This window comes from Brucella thiophenivorans, from assembly GCF_002252445.1.
GTDB classification, from domain to species: Bacteria; Pseudomonadota; Alphaproteobacteria; order Rhizobiales; family Rhizobiaceae; genus Brucella; species Brucella thiophenivorans.
Window position 1 is genome coordinate 267,527 of sequence record NZ_NNRJ01000015.1, and the last position, 26,484, is coordinate 294,010.

The following is a 26,484-nucleotide window of genomic DNA, read 5'->3' on the forward strand; positions in this document are numbered from 1 at the left end:
TGTGATCCAACGGTGGACATATGCCACTCCTGACACATGGCCGGTTTTCTTTATGCGTGGTTTCCTCTAATTCTAAGCCATGAAAAAAGGCGATCATCTCTTCCTCATCGACGGCTCGGGCTATATTTTCCGCGCCTATCATGCCCTGCCACCGCTGACCCGTAAAGCGGATGGCTTGCCAGTGGGGGCTGTTTCGGGCTTCTGCAACATGCTGTGGAAGCTGTTAAAGGATGCGCGTAATACCGATGTGGGTGTGGTGCCGACGCATTTTGCAGTCATTTTCGATTATTCATCGCAGACGTTCCGCAAAGAGATTTATCCCGAATATAAAGCCAATCGGACCGCGCCGCCGGAAGATCTTATTCCGCAATTCGGCCTGATCCGTCAGGCAACGCGCGCCTTTAATCTTCCCTGCATTGAGAAGGAAGGTTTTGAGGCTGACGACCTGATTGCCACCTATGCACGCCTCGCGGAAGCGAAAGGTTGCGATGTCACCATCGTATCGTCTGACAAAGATCTGATGCAGCTCGTGACGCCACAAGTGTCGATGTATGATGGCATGAAGGACAAGCAGATTTCGATCCCGGAAGTGATCGAAAAATGGGGTGTTCCGCCGGAAAAGATGATTGATCTGCAATCGCTGACCGGCGACAGTACCGACAATGTTCCGGGCATTCCCGGCATAGGCCCGAAGACGGCAGCGCAATTGCTGGAAGAGTTTGGCGATCTGGATACGCTGCTGGCACGCGCTTCCGAAATCAAACAGAACAAGCGCCGCGAAAATATAATTGCCTTTGCCGATCAGACCAAAATTGCGCGAGAACTTGTTACCCTTAAGACCGATGTGCCGCTCGAAGTTGATCTCGATGGTCTGGTGCTTGAGCCGCAGAACGGCCCGAAACTGATCGGCTTCCTGAAAGCACTGGATTTTACGTCACTGACGCGCCACGTGGCGGAAGCAACTGACACAGATGCCTCGGCTGTTGAGCCATGCCACATTGAGACCGAATGGGGTGCGGATGCCCACGGACCGGACGTTGATGTGGCGGTCAAAGCCACTTCGTCAGAAGCCGCCGCAAGCACGCCTGCCGATGAAACGGCACCTGTCGATGGTTATACGCCAAAAGCGCTTGCCGCCAAACGCGCTGCCGATGCGGTTGCGCAGAAAATTGACACCAGCGTCTATACCTGCATTCGCGACATTGAAACGCTCAATAAATGGTTGGCAGAGGCTGTTGAAACCGGCCTGATGGCTTTTGATACCGAAACCAATTCGCTCGATCCGATGCATGCCGATCTTATCGGCTTTTCGTTGGCGCTTGCGCCCGGAAAAGCCGCTTATATCCCGCTTCAGCATAAATCCGGCATGGGTGATTTGCTCGGTGGCGGCATGGTCGAGGGACAAATTCCACTTGGCCAAGCTTTGGCCGCTTTGAAGAGCGTGCTTGAGGATAAATCTGTTCTCAAAATCGCACAGAACATGAAATATGACTGGCTGGTCATGCGCCGCCACGGCATCAATACCGTGTCTTTCGATGACACGATGCTGATTTCCTATGTGCTGGATGCTGGCACCGGCGGCCACGGCATGGACCCATTGTCCGAGCGGTGGCTTGGTCATACGCCGATTGCCTATAAAGACGTGGCTGGTAGCGGCAAGAGTGCTGTTACCTTCGATATGGTCAATATTGATCGTGCGACAGTCTATGCCGCAGAAGACGCCGATGTCACGTTGCGTCTATGGCAGGTGCTGAAGCCGCGTCTGGCCGCAGAAGGATTGGCCTCGGTTTATGAGCGTCTTGAACGTCCGTTGGTCGATGTGCTTGCCCGCATGGAAGAGCGCGGTATCTCGGTTGACCGTCAGGTTCTCTCGCGCCTGTCGGGCGATTTCGCACAGTCGGCCGCTCGCTATGAAGACGAAATCTACGAGCTTGCCGGGGAAAAATTCAACATCGGCTCGCCCAAGCAGCTTGGCGATATTCTGTTTGGAAAAATGGGGCTTCCCGGCGCTTCCAAAACCAAGACAGGCCAATGGTCAACCTCTGCGCAAGTGCTTGAAGATTTGGCCGCAGAAGGTCTGCCTTTACCGCGCAAGATTGTGGATTGGCGACAGCTGACCAAGCTCAAGTCAACCTATACTGATGCTCTGCCTGGCTTTATTCATTCGCAGACCAAGCGCGTTCATACGTCATATTCGATGGCCTCCACATCGACCGGACGTCTGTCATCGTCCGAGCCAAATTTGCAGAATATTCCTGTGCGCACTGCCGAAGGTCGCAAGATCAGAACGGCGTTCATTGCCGAACCCGGCAATAAGCTGGTCTCTGCCGATTACAGCCAGATCGAATTGCGCGTTCTGGCTCATGTCGCCGATATTCCTCAGCTAAAACAAGCATTTGCCGATGGAATCGATATTCATGCCATGACGGCGTCTGAAATGTTCGGCGTACCTGTCGAAGGCATGCCGTCAGAGGTGCGCCGTCGCGCCAAGGCGATCAATTTCGGCATCATTTACGGTATTTCGGCCTTTGGTCTCGCCAATCAGCTGTCCATTCCACGGGAAGAAGCGGGCCAATATATCCGCACTTATTTTGAGCGTTTTCCGGGCATCAAAGATTATATGGAAGCAACTAAGGCTTTTGCCCGTGAGCATGGCTATGTCGAAACCATCTTTGGCCGTCGCGCACATTATCCCGACATAAAAGCATCCAATCCACAGGTGCGCGCATTCAATGAGCGCGCTGCTATCAATGCCCCTATTCAGGGCGCTGCTGCAGATATTATTCGTCGCGCCATGATCCGCATGGAAGATGCGCTTGAGAAAGAGAAACTCGCAGCCCGTATGCTGTTGCAGGTCCACGACGAATTAATCTTCGAAGTGCCTGAAAATGAAGTCGAAAAGACGATAGCGCTGGTGCGTGAGGTGATGGAAAACGCCGCAATGCCAGCTGTGTCGCTTTCCGTACCATTAAAGGTCGATGCGCGTGCTGCGCATAACTGGGATGAGGCCCATTGAGGGCTTAGGCGGTTGACGTTGTAAGCACAAACCTATAGGTAGGCGCTAATTATGGTGCTTCGGTAGTCGTCAGGAGAGTTGTGAACAAAAAGGTTCACGACCGATGGGTATGCGGCTTGTGAAGCTTTTTTGAAAGTCACTCATGTCCCTACCTGATACGATCGCTCCGGCTCTTTCCGGAGCATTAGCCGCTCGTGGTTACAACACACTCACCGCTGTTCAGAATGCCGTTTTGGCGCCTGAAACACTTCATGGCGATTTGCTTGTTTCTGCGCAGACAGGCTCCGGCAAGACTGTTGCCTTTGGTCTTTCCATGGCGTCCACCATTCTTGGTGATGACCTGCGCTTTGATCGTGCGCAAAATCCATTTGCGATGATTATTGCACCAACGCGCGAACTTGCTTTGCAGGTTCGCCGCGAACTCGAATGGCTCTATGCTGATACGGGTGCAGTGATTGCTTCTTGCGTTGGTGGTATGGACATTCGTTCCGAGCGTCGTGTGCTCGAACGCGGATCGCATATCGTTGTTGGCACACCGGGCCGTTTACGCGATCATATTTCGCGCCGTGCCCTTGATATGTCGCAGCTGCGCGTTGTCGTGCTCGATGAAGCTGACGAAATGCTCGATATGGGCTTCCGTGAAGACCTAGAATTCATTCTTGGTGAAGCACCGGCAGATCGCCGCACACTGATGTTCTCGGCAACCGTACCAAAGCCGATTGCGCAGCTTGCAAAGCGCTTCCAGAAAGATGCGCTGCGCATTACAGCTGCAGGTGAAGCCGGTCAGCATGCCGATATTGATTATTTCGCCATGCCGGTTCCTCCACAGGAACGCGATCATGCAATCATCAACACCCTGCTTTATTACGATGCGCAGAACTCGATCATTTTCTGCTCGACGCGTGAAGCTGTGAAGCACATGGCAAGCCGCCTTTCCAATCGCGGCTTTGCGGTTGTGGCGCTGTCAGGTGAACTGAGTCAGGCCGAGCGTAACAATGCGCTTCAGTCGATGCGTGATGGTCGTGCGCGCGTTTGCGTTGCAACTGACGTTGCTGCACGCGGTATCGATCTGCCAAACCTTGATCTGGTTATCCACGCAGACCTTCCCAACAACCCGGATACCATGCTGCACCGTTCGGGCCGTACCGGTCGCGCAGGCCGTAAAGGCACTTGCGTTCTGGTGGTTCCGTTTTCGCGTCGTCGCATTGCAGAGCGCCTGCTGAGCCTCGCAAAGCTTGATGCGCAGACCGTTCCTGCACCAGGCATTGCTGCGGTTCAGGCCAAAAACAATGAGCGCATTCTCAACGGCGAAGCTTTCAGCCAGCCGATTGATGAAGAGCATCAGGATTTGTTGAAGGCGCTGACCGAGCGTTATACACCTGAACAGATCGCGAGCGCTTTCCTCAATCGCGAACTCGCAGCATTGCCTGCTGCGGAAGATATTTCTGACGCGCCTGTTCATCCGATTTCCAGCAAGAAGCCGCGTGAACGTTCAGAACGCGGTGATCGTCCAGAACGTGGCGAACGCTTTGATCGTGGTGATCGCGCAGATCAGGGCGAGCGCTTTGACCGCAATGCACGTTTTGACGGTGTCTGGTTCTCGGTTTCTGCCGGTCGTAAGCACCGCGCTGATCCAAAGTGGCTGTTGCCGCTGATCTGCAAGGCCGGTGATGTTTCCAAGCGCGAAGTGGGATCGATCAAGATTTTTGATAATGAATCCCGTTTCGAAATCATTGCTTCGAAAGCTGATGATTTCCGTCGTTCGGTCGAAGAGCGCGGAACAGGCGAAAAGGGTCTTGTGATCCGTACAGCCGTTGCAGGTGCCGGTGGCGATGCAGCGCCTCGTGAAGGCAAGCGCGATTTCAAACCACGCAGCGATAACTTCAAGGGGGAACCGCGTGATGGCGCCAAGGGCGGTTGGTCAAAGCCTAAAGGTGATTTCAAGAAAGATGGTTTCAAGAAGGACGGCAAGAAGTTTGGTGAAGGCTTTTCCAAAAAGCCTCGCGGATAATAATTTCCGATAGAATAATGAAAAGGCCCCGCATTGCGGGGCCTTTTCATTTGCTGAGTGTCATAAAAAAACCCCTCGAAAGCTTAGGCTTTCGAGGGGTTTATCATTCTATCCGAAACGCGCTCTAGAGCATAATCCGACCGGAGTGAAACGAGGATCGATAAGATTATGCTTGAACTAAAAGGAGTTAGAGCGCCAATCTGCTTCAATCAGATCGAAACACGCTCTAAACGTCCAGATTGGCCACGCTCAATGCATTTTCCTGAATGAACTCGCGCCGTGGTTCAACTTCATCACCCATCAAACGGGAGAATAGTGAATCCGCATCGGTCGCATCGTTGATCTTGACCTGCAGCAGCGAGCGCACGTTCGGATCGAGTGTGGTCTCCCAAAGCTGCTCGGCATTCATTTCGCCAAGACCTTTATAGCGCTGCAAGGACAGACCTTTGCGGCCTGTCGCAAATATAGCATCAAGTAGCGCCATCGGACCGGAAAGCGTATCGCTTTTGTCCTTGCGGCGCAGCAATGGTGGCTCGGCAAAAACCTCCGACAGGCGCGAAGCGACACGGTCGATCTGACGGGCATCGGCAGAACCAAGCAGCGCCATATCGACAATGGCAATATCCTTCACACCGCGCACCATGCGTTCAAAACGATAGCCGCCATCGTCTGTGACATGTGCTGTCCAGCCACGCTCGGTTTCTTCTGAAATCATGTCGAGACGCTTGGCAACGGTTGCGGCCGAAGCCTGCGCGGTTGCGTCATTGGCAGTGGAATTCGGGTTAAGAAGGCCAGCAATTGCAGCCTGTTCAACCACACTACGGTCGTAGCGAGTGTGCAGGCCGCTCAGAAGTTGGCGCAAAGTGCGAGCATCGTCCACGACTGAACGAAGATCTGGCCCGGCGCGAACTTCTCCGCTCGCCATTTCAAGAGCTGCTTCATCAAGGCCAGTCTCAATGAGGAAGTCCTCAAAAGCCGCTTCGTTCTTGATATATTGCGAGGACTTGCCACGCGTCACCTTATAGAGCGGCGGTTGTGCAATATAGATATGACCGCGTTCAATCAGTTCCGGCATCTGGCGGAAGAAGAAGGTCAATAGCAGCGTACGAATATGCGCACCGTCGACGTCAGCATCCGTCATGATGATGATCTTGTGATAGCGCAGCTTGTCAGGATTAAAGCCGTGCGTCTCATCCTTGCCGATGGATGTTCCGAGTGCTGTAATCAGCGTGCCGACCTGATCGGACGAGATCATGCGATCAAAGCGCACGCGCTCCACATTCAGGATCTTACCGCGCAGCGGCAGAATGGCCTGATTCTGACGCGAACGACCACTTTTGGCAGAACCACCCGCAGAATCACCCTCGACGATGAAGATTTCTGATTTTGCCGGATCGCGTTCCTGACAATCCGCAAGCTTACCGGGCAGGGACGTCACGCTCAGATTGCTCTTGCGGGTGATGTCGCGTGCCTTGCGCGCCGCTTCACGCGCAGCTGCTGCCTGAATAACCTTTTCGACAATGATCTTGCCGCCAGCCGGATGCTCTTCAAGCCATGTCGAAAGCGCCTCATTGACAAGGCTTTCCACAACCGGGCGAACTTCCGATGAAACCAGCTTGTCTTTTGTCTGTGACGAGAATTTCGGATCGGGAACCTTGACCGAAAGAACGGCTGTCAGGCCTTCGCGGCAATCATCGCCGGTAAGGGAGACTTTTTCCTTCTTGGTCATACCGGATGAATCCGCATAGCCGGTGACCTGACGCGTCAGTGCACCGCGGAAGCCAGCCAAATGCGTGCCGCCATCGCGCTGCGGAATGTTGTTGGTAAAACAAAGCACCTTTTCGTGGTAGGAATCGTTCCACCACATCGCAACTTCAACGGTCATGCCGTCTTTTTCGCTACGGATATAAATCGGTTCCTGCAGAAGTGACTTCTTGCTCTGGTCGAGATACCGGACGAACTCGACAACACCGCCGTCATAGTGCAGTTCATGTTCTTTGACATCGGCATGTCGGCGATCAGCAAGCTTGATACGAACACCTGAATTCAAAAACGCCAATTCGCGCAGACGGCGCTCCAGCGTGTCAAAATCAAATTCAACCATTGTGAAAGTATCGGGTGAAGGCAGAAAGCTGACCTCGGTGCCGGTCTCGCTGCCGGCATCACCTGTCACAATCAGCGGTGCATCGGCAACGCCGTGGGTGAAGGCAATTTCATGAATTTTGCCAGCGCGACGAACCTTGAGTTTAAGCCAGATCGACAGCGCATTCACGACCGAGACACCAACGCCGTGCAGACCACCGGAAACCTTATAGGAGTTCTGGTCGAACTTACCGCCCGCATGCAGCTGGGTCATGATAACTTCGGCAGCGGAAACGCCTTCTTCTTTATGGATGTCGGTTGGGATGCCGCGACCGTTATCGGTCACGGTGCACGAACCATCGGCATTGAGCGAAACAGTCACCAGTGTGGCATGTCCGGCAAGCGCTTCGTCAATAGCGTTATCCACGACTTCGTAAACCATGTGATGCAGGCCGGAGCCGTCATCCGTATCGCCGATATACATGCCCGGACGCTTGCGAACCGCGTCGAGGCCTTTCAGAACACGAATAGAATCCGCGCCATATTCGGCGGAGGCTTCGGAATTCATCTCTGGTGTCTCGCTCATGAAAATCTTTCGCAAATGTGCCGCGGATGCAGCCTTAAATCCTGCCGCTGATGCAGCATAAAAACTCCTGTCGAATCACTCGACAAACATGGTTTTAATATAGGCGTTAACGGTGATATTTCCAAATTTGAGGGCCAAATTTACCGGGGATTGCGGTCATTTGGATACACAGGCCTCTGTACGTCTGTTTTCGCGCCACAAAGAGGGCGTGGTTGTGGTAACACGACGAAACTCGCGACTAAAATTAGACTTTGTCTGAAAGCCCGCTTCAAGCATGATGCTGGTAATTGGCATGTCAGTTTCGCGCAGCAGGCGGCACGCCTCATTGATGCGATAATTGTTGATGAACCGGGAGACATTCTCGCCGCTCACGCGGTTGATAGCCGTTGAAATCTGCCGCGATGGAATACCCGATTTTCGCGCTAATCGCGTAAGATTAAGATTTTCATTCTGATAAAGCCGGGTTTCATCCAGCAAAACCTTTATGCGCAAAAGAATATCATGGTCCTGTGCAGATAGTTCTGACGCATCTTCGCGACTTTCGGGGAGGGGAGCGGTGATTGCATGGCTCGCGACCAGAGCGGTCAGGCCGATCAGGAACAGGCCGATGAGATTTGCATTGCTGATGATAAATGCAGTGTGTTTGCCGCCGTTCCAGCTTGCATCCAAAAGAACTGCAACATCGAAAAGTGCTGAAAAATAAAGTGAAATTGCAGCGATAATGAGCGCGCGATGAGCAGCAATGGCACCATCGAAACGCGCTTCCTCAAGCCTGTCCGGCCCTGCTCCCCCCATATAAAGCAGTGCCGAAGCAAAGAAGACAAAAATCGCGAACAGTGCTGCGTCCAACAATTCAGGCGCAAAAAATAGAAGTGCTGTTATCAGGCATGGAAGGGCCACTGCTGACCAGAAGGCCGGGCGTTTTGATGATTTTTCGCGATGGATAAGATTACGAAAGCCCAGATAGACCAAAGGTGGCAGGCATGATGCAATCATCGGTGAAATCATGCGTAATGCCGTAATTTCATAGCCCCAGCGCAAGCCGACGAGAGTGGATTGCACAGCACTGAGAAATATCACCAGCATGAATGGCCAGTGCTGGTGCACAAGTTCCCGATTGCGCAGCATCGCAATGAGCAACAGCAAAAGGGCAAGCACTGCGACGAAGGGAAGGGGAATGAAGATCAAAGGCACCTCTGCTCGCGGTCGGTTATGACCTGCGAATTGCATTCGTCGAGACTTCTAGTCCTTTATCGCGATATTGGGCGACCTGAAACATGATTGAGAACGCAAACCTTCAAAATATAGCGGAAACCTCCACAGCAAATTCATCCGAAATCAAAATGCGTGGAGAAATAAATGAAGCTTAGCAGACTTTTGTTCGCTGTCACTGCAGGCGCGATCCTGTCTTCGACATTTGGCGCTTTCGCTTTCGAGGTCGGCGTTCGCTCGCTGCAGATTCCATCGCCTTCACGTGCAGGCGATATTAACCTGCGTATCTGGTATCCTGCGCTGGAGGGCGGTGCACCATTGGCCGTGGGTGAAAATCGCATTTTCAAAGGCGCACAAGCATTTGAGAGTGCACCGTTAACTTCGGGTGCCTATCCCTTGGTGTTGTTTTCACATGGGTCCGGCGGCAATGTTGAAGCGATGAGCTGGCTGGCAAATGGTTTGGTGAAGGCAGGTTTTATTGTGGCCGGGCCTAATCATCCGGGTACAACTTCGGGAGATTCACTGCCAGAAGAAACGCCGAAAGTCTGGCAGCGTGTTGGCGATCTCTCGGCAGTGATAGATTTTTTGAGCGAAGATGTTGTCTGGAAAAAGCACATAGATACGGATCGCATTGGTGCTGTCGGCTTTTCGCTTGGTGGAACGACTGTGATGAAAATGGCGGGTGCCCAAACCAGTCTTGAGGATTATGCCCGTTATTGCGACAGCTATAAGCAATGGGATTGTGCCTGGTATGCGAATGGCATCGGCTTTCGCAACAATGAGCCGGTGAATGTTGGGGCTTTTGACCTGCGCAGCGTGAACCGCTACTTTTTTGAACAATCAAATCGCGATCCGCGTGTTCGCGCCGTTGTTATGATCGATCCGGGTATGGCGCGTGCCTATGTTACAGAGAGCCTTGAAAAGATAGATATTTCGATGAGCTATATCAATCTCGGAAGCGAAGGTACGGTTCCATTGGCAACGGAGGCGAGCCATCTTGCAAGTGCTGCGCCCAATGCAAGCTATGTGACTGTTCAGGAATCTGACCATTTCAGCTTCTTGCCGGAATGCAAAGCAGATGCTGAAGCATTTCTTGAATCGATCCATGAGCCAGATCCGATCTGTGCGCCTACAAAACGCGCACGAGGTGATATTCATGCAGAAATTTCCAATGTGATTTCAGCAGTTCTGCAAGTCAGCTTAAAAAACGCGAAAGATCTTCGACATTGATCAGGCGGGGCTTTTGCCCCGTCAATCTTTTGCTATGCCACAATTGGTGCCTATATTCTGAGTTGACGGGGCATTCTCGACACGAGGAGCACTTAATGGAAACCACAATCGCCATGAAAGAAGCTGCAAACCCATTTGTGCCGCCAGCGCCACGCCCACGTGAAAAGCCGGTGGGACGCTTCGAGATGATGCGCGTGGTTTACAAAAACCCGCTCGAACTATGGGGCGAGCCTTCCTACAACGAGCCCTGGGTGCAAGTTAGCTGGCTTGGTATCAAGACAATCATTGCCAATGATCCGGGTCTTATCCGTCACGTTCTGGTCGATAATGCAGCCAATTATCCCATGTCCGCCATTCGTCAGCGCGTGTTGCGACCGCTTCTGCGCGATGGTCTTCTGACGGCGGAAGGGCAGGTTTGGAAACGTTCGCGCAAGGCGATGGCACCGGTGTTCACGCCCCGTCATATCGGCGGCTTTGCGATAGCCATGCGCGACCGCTCACAACAGTTCGTAGAGCGCTACAAGACAAACGGTATCATCACCGATGTCGCGCATGACATGACGCTGCTGACCTATGACATTCTGGCGGAAACGCTTTTTTCGGGCGAGATTGCGGGTGATCCGAATGATTTCGCGCGCCAGATCGACAAGCTTTTTGAAACTATGGGCCGCGTCGATCCGTTCGATCTTTTGGGATTGCCGGACTGGCTGCCACGTTTCACGCGGTTGCGTGGCAATAAATCGCTTGGTTTCTTCCGCGAACTGGTCGCGGATACCATCGCCTTGCGAAAGGCGCGTATGGATAAGGGCGAAGACGTCCCGAATGATTTTCTGACGCTGCTTTTGCGCGCCGAAGGGCCGGAGGGTTTAAGCCGTTCGGAGATTGAGGATAATATCATTACCTTCATCGGAGCGGGCCATGAGACGACAGCCCGCGCGCTTGGCTGGACGCTTTATCTGCTCGCCAAGGCACCGGAAGAGCGCGAACGGGTTGAGACCGAAATTGATGCGTTTTTCGCCAATGGCGGCGATGAAATGCCGCCGCAGGAATGGGTGGCAAAACTGCCGTTCACGCGTGCAGCTTTTGAGGAGGCGATGCGTCTTTATCCGCCAGCACCGTCAATCAATCGCGAGGCGACGACGGATGACACCTATGGCGATCTGAAAATTGCCAAGGGAACGGCTGTTCTGGTCATGCCTTGGGTGATCCACCGTCACAGGCTTTATTGGGATCAGCCGGATGCCTTCATGCCGGAGCGCTTCTGGCCGGAAAATCGCGACAAGCTTGATCGCTTTCAATATCTGCCATTTGGTGCCGGCCCGCGTGTCTGCATCGGTGCGAGCTTTGCGCTTCAGGAGGCCGTGATTGCACTTGCCATCTTGCTACGCAATCATCGTTTCGACGTACTTGAAACGACAAGGCCGTGGCCGGTGCAAAAGCTCACAACTCAGCCGCAGGGCGGACTGCCGATGAAGGTGGTGAAGCGTTAATCAGAACGCGCGCCTATCGCGATCCGTGCAAGGCGCGGATAGTCGCCATCTGCAAGATTGCTTATCTTCTCGAGATCGCTGGGGCTAAACCATCCAAGCTTAGAATGTTCATCGCAGACATTGCGGGGTTCGCCGCCGTCCCATGCGGTGACCTGATAAATATGGCAGATGGAGTCGCCATATAAATCCGGTTTTTTCTCATCCACTGCGCCGATTTTCTGAAACGCGGTCGGGCGAATCCCGAGTTCTTCGCCCATCTCCCGAACAAGCGCGGCCTCCAGCGTTTCACCAGGTTCGACATGCCCTCCGGGTGTATCCCAATGGTTGGGCCACGCTTTTTTCCATGGTGAGCGCAGTCCCATCAGGACTTTTTTGTCCCCGTTCACCAGCAAGGCACCAACGGTGACAACTTTCTTCTTCTTCGCCATGGTGATCCCGTCATGTTGGTGCGTTTGTTAATAAGCTTACTGCGAAGTCCACAAACGCACATCACCAATTTTTAATTAGCAAGACGGGCTGCATGCCACTTCAGATGCTCATTCATAAAGGATGAGATGAAGAAATAGGAATGGTCGTAGCCTTCGCGCATGTTGAGCGTGAGCGGAATGCCAGCCTTGTTGCAAGCCTCATCCAAGAGCCAAGGGCATAGCCCTTCTTCAAGAAACACATCCGCTTCGCCCTGATCGACCAGAAATTCGGAAAAACGATAGCCGTCTTCAATCAGCAGCGCCGCGTCATAGGCGCGCCATGCACGTTCCTCAGAACCCAGATATTTTTCCAGAGCTGGCTTTGACCAGTCGGCTGTTGAAGGCTTCACAATCGGTGCGAAAGCCGATGCCGACCTGAACCGGTCGGGGTTCTTGAGCGCAATTGTCAGCGCGCCATGTCCACCCATGGAATGGCCGGTGATCGCTTGACGTGCCATATCAAGTGGAAACTTAGCCGCGACCAGATCAGTTAGTTCCTTGGTGATATAGCTGTACATCTGATAGTTTCGCGCAAAAGGCTCTTGCGTGGCATCGACATAAAAGCCAGCACCCTTGCCGAATTTCCAGTTCTGCGGCTCATCAGGAACATCTTCACCGCGTGGGCTTGTATCCGGGCAAATAACGGCAATCCCCAATTCTGCGGCCATTTGCCGATATTCGCCTTTATCCATCACGTTCTGATGTGTGCATGTGAGGCCAGAGAGATACCAGAGCACCGGCACGGGACTGTCTTTTGCCTGCGGCGGCAGGAAGACGGCAAAGGTCATTTCGCATTGAGTGGCTTCACTCTTATGGCGATAGACGCCTTGCGTTCCACCAAAGCTCTTTGCAGTCGAAATCGTTTCCATGGTAATCCTAACTTCCCGGATATTAACTTCCAAGGGCCACAGCGACATTGACGGCTGCGGCGACAAGCACCGTATTAAAAAAGAACGATACAATGCTGTGCAGTAGGGTTACTTTTCGCATAGCAGTGTTCGTAACATTGGTGTCTGATGTTTGCGCTGTCATACCAATGATGAAGGCGTAATAGGCGAAATCCCAGCCGGAAGGATCCGGCGTTTCTGGAAATGCAAACCCACCCTTATATTGGCTGGAATGATTTGCATCGCTTCCTGAGCGTTGTTCCGGTTGCCAATACATATGGGCATAGTGGATTGCCGTCATCATGTGAATTGTCGCCCATCCCAAGGGAACGGCTGACAGCGTCACGATAAGCGAAAACATATCTGCTTCCGGCTTCTGATTGACCAGCACAAACAGCGACACAACCGCCACAACAACGGTGGCAAATGTCACAAGAAAGATGATCCAGATCGGCTCATCTGCCGTTGCCGCATGTTTCTTAAGATAGGCCGCGGTCAGTTTTGGCAAGGCGCACAATGCGAGCGCCAGATAAAGCACAAAGAAAACATTCGCCCCAATGACCGGGGCAAGCGGGGTTTTGAGAACCCATGCGATGACGAATGCGAGCGCTCCGCCAATGGCTGCCAGATAAAAGGACATATGGCGGCGCAGCAGAAACATCAGGCAGCGCTTTCTTGCGGCTCTAACCGCATATCGACATGCGGAATGCCGTCTTCGAGATATTCATCCGAAATCGCGACAAAGCCGAATGATCCATAGAATTTCTCCAAATGGCTTTGCCCGCCAAGCTCAATGGCAATGCCTGGAAAACGTGTCTGAGCAAAGGCGACAGCCTCTTTCATGAGACGCTGACCAAGCTTGTAACCACGATAATCGGCTGCCACGACAACGCGGCCGATCTTCACCGGCTTACCATCCATTTCTGGTGGCAGAACCCGCAAGCTTGCTGCGAGTTCATCACCATCGAGAATGCGTAGGTGAAATGCGTCATAATCCTTGCCGTCGATTTCCGGGTAAGGGCAATTCTGCTCCACCACGAAAACATCCACGCGCAGCTTCAGCATCGCATAAAGCGTGCGCGGGTTCAGGTTGTCGATTTCATCCCAATGGGAGGTGAAAAGCTTCTCACTCATCAGTAGACAATCACCGAGCGGATAGACTTGCCTTCATGCATCAGATCGAAAGCTGTGTTGATTTCATCAAGCGGCATGGTGTGGGTGATGAGGCTGTCGATGTCGATCTTGCCTTCCATGTACCAGTCAACGATCTTCGGCACATCAGTACGACCGCGTGCGCCGCCAAATGCGGTGCCTTTCCAGACCCGTCCGGTGACAAGCTGGAACGGACGCGTTGCGATTTCCTTACCCGCTTCGGCGACGCCGATGATGATCGATTCGCCCCAGCCGCGATGGGTGCATTCGAGCGCCTGACGCATGACATCGGTGTTGCCGGTGGCATCAAACGAATAGTCCGCGCCGCCATCGGTCAGATCCTGAATGGCCTGAACAACCTTATCATTGCCCACTTCACGCGGGTTGACGAAGTCAGTCATGCCGAATTTCTTGGCCATTTCCACCTTGGATGGATTGATGTCCACACCGATGATCTTATCGGCGCCAACCATGCGAGCGCCCTGAATGACATTGAGGCCAATGCCGCCAAGACCAAACACAACAACATTGGAACCCGGACGAACCTTAGCCGTGTAAATGACCGCGCCAATGCCGGTGGTTACGCCGCAGCCTATATAGCAAATCTTGTCGAAAGGCGCGTCTTCGCGGACCTTGGCGACAGCGATTTCCGGCAGAACTGTGAAGTTCGAAAACGTTGAGCAGCCCATATAGTGGAACACTTCGCCGCCATCGCACGAGAATCGCGACGTTTTGTCGGGCATGAGGCCCTGACCCTGCGTCGAACGGATCGAGGTGCAAAGGTTTGAACGTTGTGAAAGACAGGTTTTGCACGAGCGGCATTCCGGCGTGTAAAGCGGGATCACATGATCGCCGGGCTTTACGGAAGTCACACCCGCGCCCACTTCGCGCACGATGCCCGCACCTTCATGGCCGAGAATGGCCGGGAATTTGCCTTCTGAATCAAGGCCGGAAAGCGTGTAGGCATCCGTGTGGCAAACGCCAGTCGCCATGATTTCGACCAGCACTTCGCCAGCGCGTGGGCCGCCGATTTCAACGGTTTCGATGGTGAGCGGCTTCTTTGCCTCCCAGGCAACGGCTGCGCGTGACTTCATGTTTGCAATCCTTTTGTCCGTGCGCCCTATTTCAGATAGGTGCGCAAAATCCGCATGATTTCGTCAATTTGTGTATCGGGATCAGCCACCGCATTTTGCGCTATGGTCTCACGCGCTTGCCCGAATGTCTCGCGAAAGTGGCTTTCCAGCACTTCCGCCATCAATCCGTTGGTCGCCCCGCGCAAGGCTGCAATCTGTTGCAACAAGGCAGCACATTCCGTGCCGGCTTCCACTGCGCGCTCAAGCGCCTCGGCCTGACCTTTGATGCGACGCAGGCGCGTTAAGGCGCGCTTCTTGTCGTCCGGTGAATGCGGCATGGAATCTCCCGATTTTCATAAAGCCTATATACTATAGGGGAGTATGTCAATTGCTCCGGAAATGCCTGTTGCGAGAATAGTTTGTTCAAAAATTGGCAAGGCGCGGATTTTAAGCCTCAAGCTTGAGATGCAGCAGCGGATAAGGGCGGCCCTGATCATCGGTTTCCGAGCGACCTGTTTCAACAAAACCGACATGGCGATAAAATCCCACGCCTTGCGTATTCTGCTCATTCACGTCAACAGTCAGCGTGCCCCGCTTTTTCGCGTGCGCAATCATATGCTTGCCAATACCCTTGCCGCGCTGATCGGGCGAAATGAACAGGCTGTCGATATTGTTATCGGTCATGCCCATGAAGCCGACTGGCTGGCCGTCAACCTCAATGACATCGACTGCCACATTCGGCAGATATTGCTCACCGACCAGCTTTTCGATCTCATCAAAATCTTCGCGGCTTAGAAAATCATGCGTTGCCAGCAAGCTTGCACGCCATATTGCTGTGAGGGCGGGGGCATCCGCCGGTTTAGATTTTCGGATATGGATCATCGTCGTTCCTTGTGGGATAAGCACCAAAGCAACGCCTTTATAATAGGGAATTTCATTTGACGAGTCTGCCCGATCTTCCCGTCACCCGCATTCTGCCGCAACTTGATGCCGCATTTGCCTCCCATGCAAGCGCGGTTCTGGTTGCTCCTCCCGGCGCGGGTAAGACGACGCTGGTGCCGCTGCATTTTTTAAATGCTAACTGGCGCGGCGACGGCATGATTGTGCTGCTGGAGCCTCGTCGTTTGGCAGCGCGCGCCGCCGCGCGCCGCATGGCACAGTTGCTTGGCGAAGAGCCGGGCGAAACAGTCGGCTATCGTATGCGCCTTGAAAGCAAGGTCTCGGCCAAGACCAAGATCCTCGTCGTCACTGAGGGCGTTTTTGCACGCATGATCCTTGACGATCCCGATCTCAAGGGCATCGCCGCTGTTCTGTTTGATGAGTTTCATGAACGCAGCCTTGATGCCGATTTTGGTCTGGCGCTGACGCTCGATGTGCAGGCCGCTTTGCGGGACGATTTAAAAATTCTCGTCATGTCGGCAACGCTGGATGGTGCGCGTGTGGCCTCACTTTTGGGCGATGCACCCATCATTGAGAGCGAAGGTCGAGCTTTCCCCGTCGATATTCGCCACCGCGACCGAAAGCCTGACGAACGCATTGAAGATGCGATGGTGAAAGCCATTCGCGAAGCGCTGGCCGACGAAACCGGGAGCATTCTTGCCTTTCTTCCCGGTCAGGGCGAAATTGAACGTACCGCAGGAATTCTGGAAAAGTTTCTGCCCGCCAATATCATTCTGGCCCCGCTTTATGGTGCGATGGAAGGCCGTGATCAGGATGCGGCAATCAAGCCAGCTCCCGCAGGCCATCGCAAGGTCGTGCTGGCGACCTCGATTGCCGAAACCTCCATCACTATCGATGGCGTTCGGGTGGTGATCGATAGCGGCCTTGCCCGCCTGCCAAAATATGAGCCTGCAACGGGCCTGACCCGCCTTGAAACCGTGCGTACCTCGCGTTCGAGTGCTGATCAGCGGGCTGGTCGTGCCGGTCGTACCGAGCCGGGCATCGCAATCCGCCTCTGGCACCAAGGGCAAACGGCGTCACTTCCTGCTTTCTCTCCACCCGAAATTCTGGAGGCTGACCTCTCCGGCCTTGTGCTTGATGCGGCTGCATGGGGCGTGACCGATCCAGCAACGCTTTCGCTGCTCGACAAGCCACCGCTACCCGTGCTCAAAGAAGCCAAGGCATTGCTTAGCCGGCTTGGTGCGCTTGATGAGGCTGGACGCCTGACTGCAGATGGTGAGGCGATGCGCTCACTCGCTCTGCCTGCACGCCTTGCACACATGGTGGCGGAAGCGGGTAAACGCGGCGAAGCTTTGCGGGCGGCGGAACTCGCCATACTTTTGACAGAGCGCGGCCTTGGCGGCAATGAAACCGACCTCGATACCCGCATGTCGCGCTTTCGCAATGATCGCTCGGATCGCGCGCAGCGTGCAAAAAACCTCGCAAAGCGTCTGGCTGCCAATGTGTCCAACAAAGGCGAAGCAGCAGGTTCATCTGTAGGCCGCATGTTGATTGATGCCTATCCCGACCGCATCGCTAAGGCGCGTGGGGCAACGGGGCAATTCCTGCTGGCCAATGGTCGTGGTGGTGAAGTCGATCCCGCCATCAGCCTCAGCCGTGCGCAATGGCTGGTGGTTGCTGATATGTCGGGGAAAGCTGGCCGCGCACGCGTGCTTTCTGCTGTGGAAGTGTCAGAAGCTGAAATCCGCACAGCTCTTGGCAGCAGGATCGAGAGTGGGCGACAAGTCGTCTATGACGCAGAAAAAAACGCTTTGCGTGCGCGTGAAGCTGTTCGCATTGGCGCCACTGCCTTGTCGGAAAGACCGCTTGCCGCCCCTTCCGGCGTGAGCGCCGATGAAGGCGTGATCGCTGCGGTGCGCGAACATGGGCTTAATATCCTGCCATGGGGCAAGGAGGCCGAAATCCTGCGCCGTCGTTTGGGCTGGCTCTATCGCGGCCTTGGCGATCCGTGGCCGTCTATGGATGACGACAATCTCATCGAGCGTCTTGACGACTGGCTTTTGCCGTTTCTGACGGGCGAAGCACAGCTTGGTCGCATTGCGGTACATGTGCTCAAAAACGGGCTGATGAGTCTTGTACCCTTCGATCTTCAGCGCAGCGTTGATAAGCTTGCACCAACGCATTTTGAAGTGCCGACGGGCTCGAATATTCCGATCCGCTATGATGCGGAAGAGCCGGTTCTTGCCGTTCGTGTGCAGGAGCTGTTTGGCCTTGGCAATCACCCGGCAATTGCCAATGGAAAAGTACCGCTTTTGCTGGAATTGCTTTCACCAGCCCACCGCCCGATCCAGATCACGCGTGATCTGCCGGGCTTCTGGCAAGGCTCATGGGCCGATGTGCGGACCGACATGCGCGGACGCTATCCGCGCCATGTCTGGCCGGAAGATCCCGCGAATGCGCAAGCCACCAGCCGCGCCAAGCCACGCGGCACTTAGAGCATAATCCGACCGGAGTGAAACGAGGATCGATAAGATTATGCTTAACGTAAGAGGAGTTAGAGCGCCGATCTGATTTAATCAGATCGAAACGCGCTCTAAAACCCCTGCGACGGGATGACACAGTTTTTCTTGCATTAAGCCCGCAGCTTGTTCAATAAGGGCGAACAGGGGTCATCATGCACGCAGAATTCGATAATCGCGCTTCCAATCTCTCACGCAGACCGCGTCTCACTACCTTGGTGCGTCTGCGCTGGCTGGCCATTGCCGGGCAAACGGCGGCGGTTATGTTTGTGGCGCTTTATCTGCAATTCAACTTTGCTGTCGGTATCTGTTTTGCCCTGATTTCAGCTTCGGCATGGCTCAATCTTTATCTGGCCTTTCACTTTCCGAACAATCACCGGCTCAATCCCGACGCAGCAAGCTTCGTGCTGGCTTTTGATATTCTGCAACTCGCAGGGCTGCTTTATCTCACAGGTGGGTTGCAGAATCCGTTCGTTATCTTGCTGATCGCACCCGTCATCATTTCGGCCACATCGCTTTCGATCAGGCACACATTAACGCTGGCGCTTCTGGTGGTGTTTTGTACCACGTTTCTCTTGCTGCATCACCGCCCCTTGCCATGGTATCCCGGTGAAACTCTTGTTCTGCCGTTCCTTTTTGTCGGTGGCATCTGGTGTGCGATTGTTTCGGCGCTGAGCTTTACCGGCGTTTATGCCTATCGCATTGCCGAAGAAACGCGTCAGCTTGGCGATGCTTTGACTGCAACCGAGCTTATTCTACAGCGCGAACAGCATCTGACTGCACTCGATGGCCTTGCAGCTGCAGCCGCCCACGAGCTTGGAACGCCGCTTGCAACCATAACTTTGGTGGTTAAGGAAATGCAGCGCTCTTATGCGAAAAAGTCCGATGTCGATCCGGGACTTGGCGAAGATATAGCGCTTCTTCAATCGCAGGCCGCACGCTGTCGCGAAATCTTGCAGCGCCTGACCAGCCTGTCTTCGGAAAACGAAGAGCATATGTCGCGCCTGCCTTTCTCATCGCTGATCGAGGAAGTAATCGAACCGCACCGCAATTTCGGCGTTACCCTTGAGGCCAGAAAGCTTGAAGGACCAAAGCCAGAGCCGGTTGTGCGCCGTAATCCGGGTCTGCTTTATGGGCTTGGCAATCTGGTGGAGAATGCCGTCGATTTTGCAAGTGACAAGGTTAGCTTGACCTGGGGCTGGACCGATGCTCATGTGACGGTCACAATTGAGGACGATGGCGAAGGGTTCAAGCCTGAAATCCTCGACCGAATCGGTGAGCCTTATATGACCAGTCGTGACAGCACGCATAATGGCGGTGGCGGACTTGGTTTGGGGCTATTTATCGCAAAAACCTTGCTGGAACGCTCTGGTGCACAGATCAGCTTCAGAAATCGCAAAAATCCGGGGCAGGGTGCCGAAGTCAAAGTCGTTTGGCCGCGCTCGGCCTTTATTGTAAGCCAATGAATCTATTCAATAATCTGTAATGGCGTACCGCCTATTCCTTTCATGAAAAAAGAAAAAATCTCCCCCAACTTTTGAGTTGTTACTTAAAAAGCATAAGTAAATTCAACGATTTGCGTGATTTCAATATGTCAATATTTTGCGCGGATTGCTTCAATAATTCAATGGCTATTTGACTTTTTGACGCAGGGGTATCAATAAGGGAATAAAAATACAGGCAGGAAGCACCCCATGGAAGACTTGAAGCAGGAAGACACCGAAGCCATTGGCAACGATCCCACCCTCCTTCTGGTTGATGATGACAAGCCTTTCCTGCAGCGGCTTGCCCGTGCCATGGAAGGTCGTGGTTTTCAGGTGACGACTGCAGAATCGGTTGAGGAAGGCATTGCAGCTGCAAAGGCAGCTGCACCCGCTTATGCTGTTGTCGATATGCGCCTCGGCGATGGCAATGGCCTTGATGTCATTGAAGCCATTCGTTCGCGCCGCACGGATACGCGTGCAATCGTGCTGACCGGCTATGGAAATATTGCTACTGCTGTGAATGCGGTAAAGCTTGGTGCGATTGACTATCTCTCTAAGCCTGCCGATGCGGATGAGGTCTTTGCGGCTCTGACACGCCGTCCTGGCGAAAAAGTCGCGCCACCGGAAAACCCAATGTCTGCAGATCGTGTTCGTTGGGAACATATCCAGCGTGTTTACGAAATGTGCGAGCGCAATGTTTCTGAAACCGCACGCCGTCTCAACATGCATCGCCGTACTTTGCAGCGTATTCTGGCAAAGCGCGCACCGCGTTAAAAATCAAATAGATTAGAGCATAATCCGACCGGAGTGAAACGAGGATCGGTAAGATTATGCTTAATATAAAAGGAGTTAGAGCGCCGATCTGATTCAATCAGATCGGCGCTCTAAAGCGTTCTGCGCTTTAATCTATATCGCTCTCTGGCACATCAAGACCTGCAAGCTCAGCGATTGTCAGCCGTGCCGCACCCGCGCGCGCAAAGCGCAGCATCAGCGCCTTGCGTGTAGCGCCCGGGAGCTTATGCTCCGGCGCATCGCGAAGAATTTCCGCGCCATAGCCATCCGATAAGATGAAACCGCAATCTTGCGGAAAAATGTCATGCGGCACAGACGGATGTGTCGCAAAGAAAAGCCTGTCGCAAAAAGCGCGGTATTCGGGCCATTTCCGGTCGGCCTTCCAGTCTTCAATAGAAGATTTGATTTCCACAATCCAGATTTCGCCCTTGCGGCTGACCGCAATAAGGTCAGCGCGTCTGCCGGATGCGAGCGGTAGTTCAGGCAAAGTCGCAAGGCCCATTTCCAGAAATAGCCGCTGCACGCCTCGGCGAACCAGCATGGCATTTTCAGACTGCCTCCCATCGGAAAGCGGGTGCGTCTTGTTGAGAATCACGATTGGCATAGGCGCAGTTTGCGCTTCATAAACATTCGAAACAATAGAAAAGCGCCTGACCTTTGTGATGAACGGGGAGCGTAAATGTGACGAGGATGGCAAGATCGTGGCAGAAATCAGGTTTTTCAACTTACGGTTAACGTTCGGTTAATAATGCTCGCTCATGTTTGAGGGCGAATGAGCGATTCGCTCCTGTTTTGTTATTTCCGGCTTGGGGGAAATTCATGAAGTCTCGCGTTTTAAGACTGACCGCAGCCCTTCTTCTTGGTGGTGCGCTTGCAGGTTGCTCCACAGTTGGTGGCACGTTTTACACGGCGTCCTATTCGTCGGTGAGTGATGCTGGATATACGATTCCAGCCATTCCAAACGAAAAAATCCCGCAACAATATCGCCGCCAGATCGTGAAATACCAGACCAATGAAGTTCCGGGCACGATCATCGTCGAAACGGGCGAAAAATTTCTTTATTACGTGATGCCGGATGGCAAAGCGATGCGTTATGGCATCGGTGTTGGCCGCGAAGGCTTTGGCTGGACAGGCACGGCACGCGTTGCGATGAAGCGCGAATGGCCGAGGTGGACACCACCAGCGGCCATGATCAAGCGTCAGCCGGAATTGGCAAAATATCGCACCGGCATGGGACCGGGCCTCAAGAATCCGCTCGGCGCACGCGCACTTTATCTCTTCAACAAGGGCGGTGATACCGGCTACCGCATTCACGGAACACCGGAATGGTGGTCGATTGGCAAGGCAATGTCATCGGGCTGTGTTCGTATGATGAATCAGGACATTATTGATCTTTATGAGCGAGCAGAGCAGGGTGCCAAGGTTATCGTACGATAATATTTAGAGCGCGTTTATATCTGATTTCATCAGATCGGCGCTCCAACAATATGTTTTAACGTGCATCTTATCCGAAAACCGTTTCACACTTTTCGGTACGCGCTCTGGATATGAAAAAGGCCGCTGAAAAGCGGCCTTTTTAGTAAGTCTCAAGTCGATCAGATTTGTTCGACTTGCTGCACTTCCGGCACGAAGTGGCGCAGAAGATTCTGAATGCCATGCTTCAGCGTTGCGGTGGATGATGGGCAACCAGCGCAAGCACCTTTCATATGAAGGAACACGGTGCCGTTTTCAAAACCGCGGAAAGTGATGTCGCCACCATCCTGTGCAACAGCTGGGCGCACGCGCGTTTCGATCAGTTCTTTGATGGTCTCAACAATTTCGGTGTCGGCTTCATCGAAGAATTCTGCATCATCATGATCATCGCCAGCATTTGCACCGGCATTGCCTGCCATGACGGGAGCGCCCGACATGAAATGTTCCATGATCGTGCCGAGAATAGCAGGCTTGAGATGCTGCCACTCACCATCTTCTTTGGTGACTGTGATGAAATCATAGCCGAAGAAAACGCCGGTGACGCCCGGAACTGCAAACAGCTTGGCTGCGAGTGGCGACGTATTACCAGCGCTTGCCGCATCGCGGAAATCGGCAGTGCCTTCAGGCATGACGACCTTGCCGGGCAGGAACTTGAGCGTTGCCGGGTTCGGCGTTGTCTCGGTCTGGATGAACATATCCGTTCTCCGCTTTCAATATCAGAAGCTTTTCGTAAGCATGGATGCGCGTTTAAGCAAGCCTCATCTCAAAGGGCGCATGCGCGTTATGATCAATATAGGGTGATTAGGTCACCGCATCAATGTCTTCATCCGAAAGACCCGATGGAATGACAGTCACAGGTATCTGGAACTGCGCGCGATTGGCCAGAGACTGAACGAGAGGGCCGGGGCCTTCCTTGCCGGAACCTGCGGCAAGCACCAGAATGGCAATGTCCTGGTCTTCTTCAATGAGACTTGGCAATTCATCGTTGATCAATCCTTCGCGGATGATCAGTTCCGGGTCAATGCCCTGTTCTTCGCGCACAATGGCTGCGAATTTCTCAAGGATCGTACGCGCTCGCTCTTCCGCTTCCTGACGCATGATTTCGCCAACGCCAAGGATTTGCTGGAAATCGGAATTGTCGATGACAAAAAGCAGGACCAGCCCGCCGCTGGTGTTTTTGGCACGGCGTGCGGCATAGGCGACGGCACGCCCGCATTCGGGCGTCTCGTCAATGACGGCAAGAAACTTGCGGCGATGTCCGGCTTCCCGGCTAAGTCGTTTGGATACCATGGCGATAATGTGGCATTGCGCAGCGCTGCCTGCAAGCGGGCAGCGCTGGAATATTTATCAGTCCTGCAACCAGCCGATAATATCCCGCACATGACGCATATTTGTTTCCGCAATCACGCTTGCACGTTCACCACCGTCCTTGAGAACGCTGTCGATATAGGCAGGATCGGCCACCAGACGGCGCATTTCATGGGTGATGGGCGAAAGCTTAGCAACTGCGAGATCAGCCAGTGCCGCCTTGAATTCGGAGAACTGGCGTCCACCGAATTCGCCGAGAATGTCTTCCTTCGATTTGGAAGCAAGTGCAGCATAGATGCCGACGAGATTGTCAGCTTCCGGGCGACCAGTAAGACCATTAAGTTCCGCTGGCAGACCGTCTGAATCGGTCTTGGCCTTGCGGATCTTCTTGTTGATCGTGTCTTCGTCATCGATCAGGTTGATGCGAGACAGATCCGAAGGGTCGGATTTTGACATCTTCTTGGTGCCATCACGTAGCGACATGATGCGCATGGCCGGACCCGAAATCATCGGCTCTGTCAGCGGGAAGAAACCTGAAACTTGTTCGTCACCCACCTGCATATCCACGCCGATACCAAGCGAAGCGATGCGGTCGGAATAGTCGTTGTTGAATTTTTGCGCGATGTCGCGGGTCAGTTCCAGATGTTGCTTCTGATCTTCACCAACTGGCACATGCGTGGCGCGATACAGAAGAATGTCAGCCGCCATCAGGCTCGGATAAGCGAATAGTCCGAGCGAAGCGTTCTCGCGGTCTTTGCCAGCCTTGTCCTTGAACTGGGTCATACGGCTCATCCAGCCGATGCGCGCAACGCAGTTGAACACCCATGCAAGCTCGGCATGCTGTCTCACGCGGCTCTGATTGAAGACGATGCTACGCTTGGGATCAATGCCTGAAGCGAGAAATGCGGCTGTGACTTCGCGGGTCGATTGGATAAGCTCAGCCGGATCGGGCGACACGGTCAGAGCATGCATATCGACCACGCAATAGATACACTCCTGCGTCTCCTGGACCTCGACCCACCGCTTGATGGCACCCAGATAATTACCAAGGTGAAGGTTTCCGGTCGGTTGAACGCCGGAGAAGACAAGCGGTTTGAACGTGCTCATGATTATGTCCTGATGTTGGCCTTCGCCGGTGGAGAGCGAAGGAATATTTTAATGAGGTCTTTTCGCAGAGGCATAGCAGCCTTTCAAGAGCAATTATATTTCGTTCTCAGGCTCTTTCTTCACGGCACCGCGCTTGATGCCACGGCGGATCATCGCCGTATTTGCACCACCAAGACCAAATGCCAGAGCGAAATAGATGATCATGGCAGCCATAACGATCATCGTAACCGTACTCGCTCTCACGCCAAACGATGCAGCCGATGACAGTTCATGTGCAAAATACCCGATGGCAAAATAAATGCCTGCGGCCATAACGCCTGCTGCAATCAATAGACGTGGAATTCGTGTGAGAAGCGGAATATCCTTGCCCCAGTGACCACGCTTCACCAGTGTTGCAAACAGCAGTGCTGCATTGACCCACCCAGCCGTAATCTCAGCAATTGCGATGCCCGTTGGTCCCATGCGCGAAAATAGCGTGATCGCAAGCGAGACGTTTACCACCACTGAAATCGCGGCAAAGATCATCGGCGTGCGGGTGTCCTCACGGGCAAAGAAACCTGGAATGAAAGCCTTAATTAGCACGAAAGCTGGCAGGCCAAGACCATAAATCGCTAGAATGTTGGAGACGACAAGGGTCGATTCAGCACTGAACTGACCGCGTTCGAACAGAAGGCGCACGATTGGTTCTGACATGACCAGAAGTGCAGCAGCAGCCGGAAGAGTCAGAAACAGCGTGAACTCGACTGAGCGGTTTTGCAGGTTCGATGCTTCTTTCATATGCCCGCCACGCAAAGCGCGCGACAATTCCGGTAGAAGCACGGTTGCAACTGCAATACCCACGACGCCAAGCGGCAGCTGATAAATGCGATCGGCATAAACCAGCGAGGAAACAGCCCCTTCCATGCCTGATGCGATATTGGTGTTGATCAGCAGATTGATCTGCGTGATGCCGCCGGTGATTGCCGCCGGAAGGGCCAGTACCAGAAGCCGTTTGACGTTAGCGGTCAGGCGCGGACGGCGAAAGCCGATCTTGATGCCCGCATGACGCACGGCAAGCCAGACGATTGCAAGCTGTACGATACCAGCCGCCATCACGCCCCATGAAAGCGCATAGCCGACAGCAAGCGCATCATAGCCTTGCCACCATGCAAAGGCGAGAACGCCGATAAGGATGATATTGAGGAAAACCGGCGCAATGGCTGCAGCAAAATAGCGATGCAGCGAATTGAGCATCCCACCCATCATTGCCGAAAGCGACATACAGGCAAGATAGGGGAACATGATCACTGCAAGTCGCACGGTATTATCAAACTTCACCGGATCGTCGGTAAAGCCCGGCGCGATGACCGTGCGCACGATAAACGGCATGGAGAGTTCCATGGCAATCGTGATGAACAGAAGAACGGTGAACAGAACGCCGAACACTTCTTCAGAAAAGCGGCGCGCGCCTTCCATGCCGTTCTTCTCGATTTCTTTGGCAAAGAGTGGCACGAAGGCTGCATTGAATGCGCCTTCTGCAAACAGCCTGCGAAATGTGTTCGGAAAGCGAAAGGCAGCGTTGAACGCGTCCGCAACTGGTCCGGTGCCGAGTGCCGCCGCCATAAACATTTCACGCGTGAAGCCGAAAATGCGGCTCATCAGCGTGCCGGACGCGACGGTTGCGAACTTTTTGACCAAACTCATTAGATTAAAATA

22 protein-coding genes are annotated in these 26,484 nt (G+C 53.6%); 8 read left to right on the forward strand and 14 right to left on the reverse strand.

From position 1 onward, the window contains the following. Nucleotides 1-79: 79 nt before the first annotated feature. Both polA and CEV31_RS06225 read left to right on the forward strand, forming a co-directional pair. Nucleotides 80-3,016 carry a DNA polymerase I gene (gene polA / locus CEV31_RS06220; RefSeq protein WP_094506156.1) on the forward strand — a complete coding sequence of 979 codons (2,937 nt, stop codon included), beginning with the start codon at nucleotides 80-82 and terminating at the stop codon, nucleotides 3,014-3,016. 142 nt (nucleotides 3,017-3,158) lie between these two features. Then, nucleotides 3,159-5,027, forward strand: a complete 1,869-nt coding sequence (locus CEV31_RS06225) for a DEAD/DEAH box helicase (protein ID WP_094506158.1) — start codon at nucleotides 3,159-3,161, stop codon at nucleotides 5,025-5,027. Nucleotides 5,028-5,253: 226 nt separating this feature from the next. On the opposite strand, the gene gyrB is transcribed toward CEV31_RS06225, so the two are convergent. Together gyrB and CEV31_RS06235 are read right to left on the reverse strand one after the other, a co-directional pair. Further along, complete coding sequence (gene gyrB, locus CEV31_RS06230; protein ID WP_094506159.1) at nucleotides 5,254-7,695, reverse strand: DNA topoisomerase (ATP-hydrolyzing) subunit B; 2,442 nt, start codon at nucleotides 7,693-7,695, stop codon at nucleotides 5,254-5,256. Between the two features lie 156 nt (nucleotides 7,696-7,851). Continuing rightward, the gene (locus CEV31_RS06235) at nucleotides 7,852-8,925 is read right to left on the reverse strand and encodes a helix-turn-helix domain-containing protein (protein WP_235818043.1); all 1,074 of its coding nucleotides are present in this window, start codon (nucleotides 8,923-8,925) and stop codon (nucleotides 7,852-7,854) included. Between the two features lie 129 nt (nucleotides 8,926-9,054). Between CEV31_RS06235 and CEV31_RS06240 the strand changes: the two genes are divergently transcribed. Continuing rightward, nucleotides 9,055-10,137, forward strand: a complete 1,083-nt coding sequence (locus CEV31_RS06240; RefSeq protein ID WP_169717311.1) for an alpha/beta hydrolase family protein — start codon at nucleotides 9,055-9,057, stop codon at nucleotides 10,135-10,137. 113 nt (nucleotides 10,138-10,250) lie between these two features. Then, a complete protein-coding gene (locus CEV31_RS06245) occupies nucleotides 10,251-11,627 on the forward strand; it encodes a cytochrome P450 (RefSeq protein ID WP_094506546.1) in 1,377 nt (458 codons plus the stop codon). On the opposite strand, the gene CEV31_RS06250 is transcribed toward CEV31_RS06245, so the two are convergent. The 7 genes from CEV31_RS06250 to CEV31_RS06280 form a co-directional block, all read right to left on the reverse strand. Continuing rightward, nucleotides 11,624-12,055: an NUDIX hydrolase gene (locus CEV31_RS06250; protein ID WP_094506160.1), complete on the reverse strand. Its 432-nt coding sequence runs from the start codon at nucleotides 12,053-12,055 to the stop codon at nucleotides 11,624-11,626. The genes CEV31_RS06245 and CEV31_RS06250 overlap by 4 nt on opposite strands. Nucleotides 12,056-12,126: 71 nt before the next feature. Beyond that, nucleotides 12,127-12,963, reverse strand: a complete 837-nt coding sequence (gene fghA, locus CEV31_RS06255) for an S-formylglutathione hydrolase (RefSeq protein WP_094506162.1) — start codon at nucleotides 12,961-12,963, stop codon at nucleotides 12,127-12,129. Nucleotides 12,964-12,985: 22 nt separating this feature from the next. Then, on the reverse strand, nucleotides 12,986-13,642 hold the full coding sequence (locus CEV31_RS06260; protein ID WP_094506164.1) for a DUF1345 domain-containing protein: 657 nt from the start codon (nucleotides 13,640-13,642) through the stop codon (nucleotides 12,986-12,988). After that, entirely contained in the window at nucleotides 13,642-14,115 is a 474-nt protein-coding gene (locus CEV31_RS06265) for a GNAT family N-acetyltransferase (protein ID WP_094506166.1), read from the reverse strand. The genes CEV31_RS06260 and CEV31_RS06265 overlap by 1 nt, the downstream gene beginning before the upstream one ends. Then, on the reverse strand, nucleotides 14,115-15,227 hold the full coding sequence (locus tag CEV31_RS06270; protein WP_094506167.1) for an S-(hydroxymethyl)glutathione dehydrogenase/class III alcohol dehydrogenase: 1,113 nt from the start codon (nucleotides 15,225-15,227) through the stop codon (nucleotides 14,115-14,117). Before CEV31_RS06270 ends, CEV31_RS06265 begins: the two co-directional genes overlap by 1 nt. A 26-nt stretch (nucleotides 15,228-15,253) precedes the next feature. Beyond that, entirely contained in the window at nucleotides 15,254-15,544 is a 291-nt protein-coding gene (locus CEV31_RS06275; RefSeq protein WP_094506168.1) for a metal/formaldehyde-sensitive transcriptional repressor, read from the reverse strand. A gap of 109 nt (nucleotides 15,545-15,653) precedes the next feature. After that, a complete protein-coding gene (locus tag CEV31_RS06280; RefSeq protein WP_094506169.1) occupies nucleotides 15,654-16,088 on the reverse strand; it encodes an acetyltransferase in 435 nt (144 codons plus the stop codon). A gap of 56 nt (nucleotides 16,089-16,144) precedes the next feature. Here CEV31_RS06280 and hrpB point away from each other — a divergent pair, with 56 nt between their 5' ends. The 3 genes from hrpB (at nucleotide 16,145) to regA (ending at nucleotide 20,883) form a co-directional block, all read left to right on the forward strand. After that, nucleotides 16,145-18,601: an ATP-dependent helicase HrpB gene (gene hrpB, locus CEV31_RS06285; protein WP_094506171.1), complete on the forward strand. Its 2,457-nt coding sequence runs from the start codon at nucleotides 16,145-16,147 to the stop codon at nucleotides 18,599-18,601. Nucleotides 18,602-18,780: 179 nt separating this feature from the next. Next, nucleotides 18,781-20,091 carry an ActS/PrrB/RegB family redox-sensitive histidine kinase gene (locus CEV31_RS06290; RefSeq protein WP_094506172.1) on the forward strand — a complete coding sequence of 437 codons (1,311 nt, stop codon included), beginning with the start codon at nucleotides 18,781-18,783 and terminating at the stop codon, nucleotides 20,089-20,091. Nucleotides 20,092-20,319: 228 nt separating this feature from the next. Beyond that, the gene (gene regA, locus CEV31_RS06295; RefSeq protein WP_024898183.1) at nucleotides 20,320-20,883 is read left to right on the forward strand and encodes a global response regulator transcription factor RegA; all 564 of its coding nucleotides are present in this window, start codon (nucleotides 20,320-20,322) and stop codon (nucleotides 20,881-20,883) included. A 127-nt stretch (nucleotides 20,884-21,010) separates the two neighbouring features. On the opposite strand, the gene CEV31_RS06300 is transcribed toward regA, so the two are convergent. After that, nucleotides 21,011-21,505: an MmcB family DNA repair protein gene (locus CEV31_RS06300; protein WP_094506547.1), complete on the reverse strand. Its 495-nt coding sequence runs from the start codon at nucleotides 21,503-21,505 to the stop codon at nucleotides 21,011-21,013. Between the two features lie 215 nt (nucleotides 21,506-21,720). Here CEV31_RS06300 and CEV31_RS06305 point away from each other — a divergent pair, with 215 nt between their 5' ends. Next, nucleotides 21,721-22,338 (forward strand): L,D-transpeptidase, encoded by a 618-nt coding sequence (locus CEV31_RS06305; protein ID WP_094506174.1) that lies wholly within the window; start codon nucleotides 21,721-21,723, stop codon nucleotides 22,336-22,338. Nucleotides 22,339-22,496: 158 nt separating this feature from the next. On the opposite strand, the gene CEV31_RS06310 is transcribed toward CEV31_RS06305, so the two are convergent. From CEV31_RS06310 to murJ, 4 genes are all read right to left on the reverse strand, one after another. Next, entirely contained in the window at nucleotides 22,497-23,069 is a 573-nt protein-coding gene (locus tag CEV31_RS06310) for a NifU family protein (protein ID WP_094506176.1), read from the reverse strand. A gap of 106 nt (nucleotides 23,070-23,175) precedes the next feature. Then, on the reverse strand, nucleotides 23,176-23,664 hold the full coding sequence (locus CEV31_RS06315; RefSeq protein WP_094506177.1) for a universal stress protein: 489 nt from the start codon (nucleotides 23,662-23,664) through the stop codon (nucleotides 23,176-23,178). A 57-nt stretch (nucleotides 23,665-23,721) separates the two neighbouring features. Then, nucleotides 23,722-24,789 carry a tryptophan--tRNA ligase gene (gene trpS / locus CEV31_RS06320; protein WP_094506179.1) on the reverse strand — a complete coding sequence of 356 codons (1,068 nt, stop codon included), beginning with the start codon at nucleotides 24,787-24,789 and terminating at the stop codon, nucleotides 23,722-23,724. Nucleotides 24,790-24,882: 93 nt separating this feature from the next. Further along, nucleotides 24,883-26,472 carry a murein biosynthesis integral membrane protein MurJ gene (gene murJ, locus CEV31_RS06325; protein WP_094506180.1) on the reverse strand — a complete coding sequence of 530 codons (1,590 nt, stop codon included), beginning with the start codon at nucleotides 26,470-26,472 and terminating at the stop codon, nucleotides 24,883-24,885. Nucleotides 26,473-26,484 lie beyond the last annotated feature (12 nt).

Excerpts from the sequence above, each read along its gene's own strand:
- polA (WP_094506156.1), top strand. The coding sequence starts at position 80 with ATGAAAAAAGGCGATCATCTCTTCCTCATCGACGGCTCGGGCTATATT.
- CEV31_RS06225 (WP_094506158.1), top strand. The coding sequence starts at position 3,159 with ATGTCCCTACCTGATACGATCGCTCCGGCTCTTTCCGGAGCATTAGCC.
- gyrB (WP_094506159.1), bottom strand. The coding sequence starts at position 7,695 with ATGAGCGAGACACCAGAGATGAATTCCGAAGCCTCCGCCGAATATGGC.
- CEV31_RS06235 (WP_235818043.1), bottom strand. The coding sequence starts at position 8,925 with ATGCAATTCGCAGGTCATAACCGACCGCGAGCAGAGGTGCCTTTGATC.
- CEV31_RS06240 (WP_169717311.1), top strand. The coding sequence starts at position 9,055 with ATGAAGCTTAGCAGACTTTTGTTCGCTGTCACTGCAGGCGCGATCCTG.
- CEV31_RS06245 (WP_094506546.1), top strand. The coding sequence starts at position 10,251 with ATGAAAGAAGCTGCAAACCCATTTGTGCCGCCAGCGCCACGCCCACGT.
- CEV31_RS06250 (WP_094506160.1), bottom strand. The coding sequence starts at position 12,055 with ATGGCGAAGAAGAAGAAAGTTGTCACCGTTGGTGCCTTGCTGGTGAAC.
- fghA (WP_094506162.1), bottom strand. The coding sequence starts at position 12,963 with ATGGAAACGATTTCGACTGCAAAGAGCTTTGGTGGAACGCAAGGCGTC.
- CEV31_RS06260 (WP_094506164.1), bottom strand. The coding sequence starts at position 13,642 with ATGTTTCTGCTGCGCCGCCATATGTCCTTTTATCTGGCAGCCATTGGC.
- CEV31_RS06265 (WP_094506166.1), bottom strand. The coding sequence starts at position 14,115 with ATGAGTGAGAAGCTTTTCACCTCCCATTGGGATGAAATCGACAACCTG.
- CEV31_RS06270 (WP_094506167.1), bottom strand. The coding sequence starts at position 15,227 with ATGAAGTCACGCGCAGCCGTTGCCTGGGAGGCAAAGAAGCCGCTCACC.
- CEV31_RS06275 (WP_094506168.1), bottom strand. The coding sequence starts at position 15,544 with ATGCCGCATTCACCGGACGACAAGAAGCGCGCCTTAACGCGCCTGCGT.
- CEV31_RS06280 (WP_094506169.1), bottom strand. The coding sequence starts at position 16,088 with ATGATCCATATCCGAAAATCTAAACCGGCGGATGCCCCCGCCCTCACA.
- CEV31_RS06290 (WP_094506172.1), top strand. The coding sequence starts at position 18,781 with ATGCACGCAGAATTCGATAATCGCGCTTCCAATCTCTCACGCAGACCG.
- regA (WP_024898183.1), top strand. The coding sequence starts at position 20,320 with ATGGAAGACTTGAAGCAGGAAGACACCGAAGCCATTGGCAACGATCCC.
- CEV31_RS06300 (WP_094506547.1), bottom strand. The coding sequence starts at position 21,505 with ATGCCAATCGTGATTCTCAACAAGACGCACCCGCTTTCCGATGGGAGG.
- CEV31_RS06305 (WP_094506174.1), top strand. The coding sequence starts at position 21,721 with ATGAAGTCTCGCGTTTTAAGACTGACCGCAGCCCTTCTTCTTGGTGGT.
- CEV31_RS06310 (WP_094506176.1), bottom strand. The coding sequence starts at position 23,069 with ATGTTCATCCAGACCGAGACAACGCCGAACCCGGCAACGCTCAAGTTC.
- CEV31_RS06315 (WP_094506177.1), bottom strand. The coding sequence starts at position 23,664 with ATGGTATCCAAACGACTTAGCCGGGAAGCCGGACATCGCCGCAAGTTT.
- trpS (WP_094506179.1), bottom strand. The coding sequence starts at position 24,789 with ATGAGCACGTTCAAACCGCTTGTCTTCTCCGGCGTTCAACCGACCGGA.
- murJ (WP_094506180.1), bottom strand. The coding sequence starts at position 26,472 with ATGAGTTTGGTCAAAAAGTTCGCAACCGTCGCGTCCGGCACGCTGATG.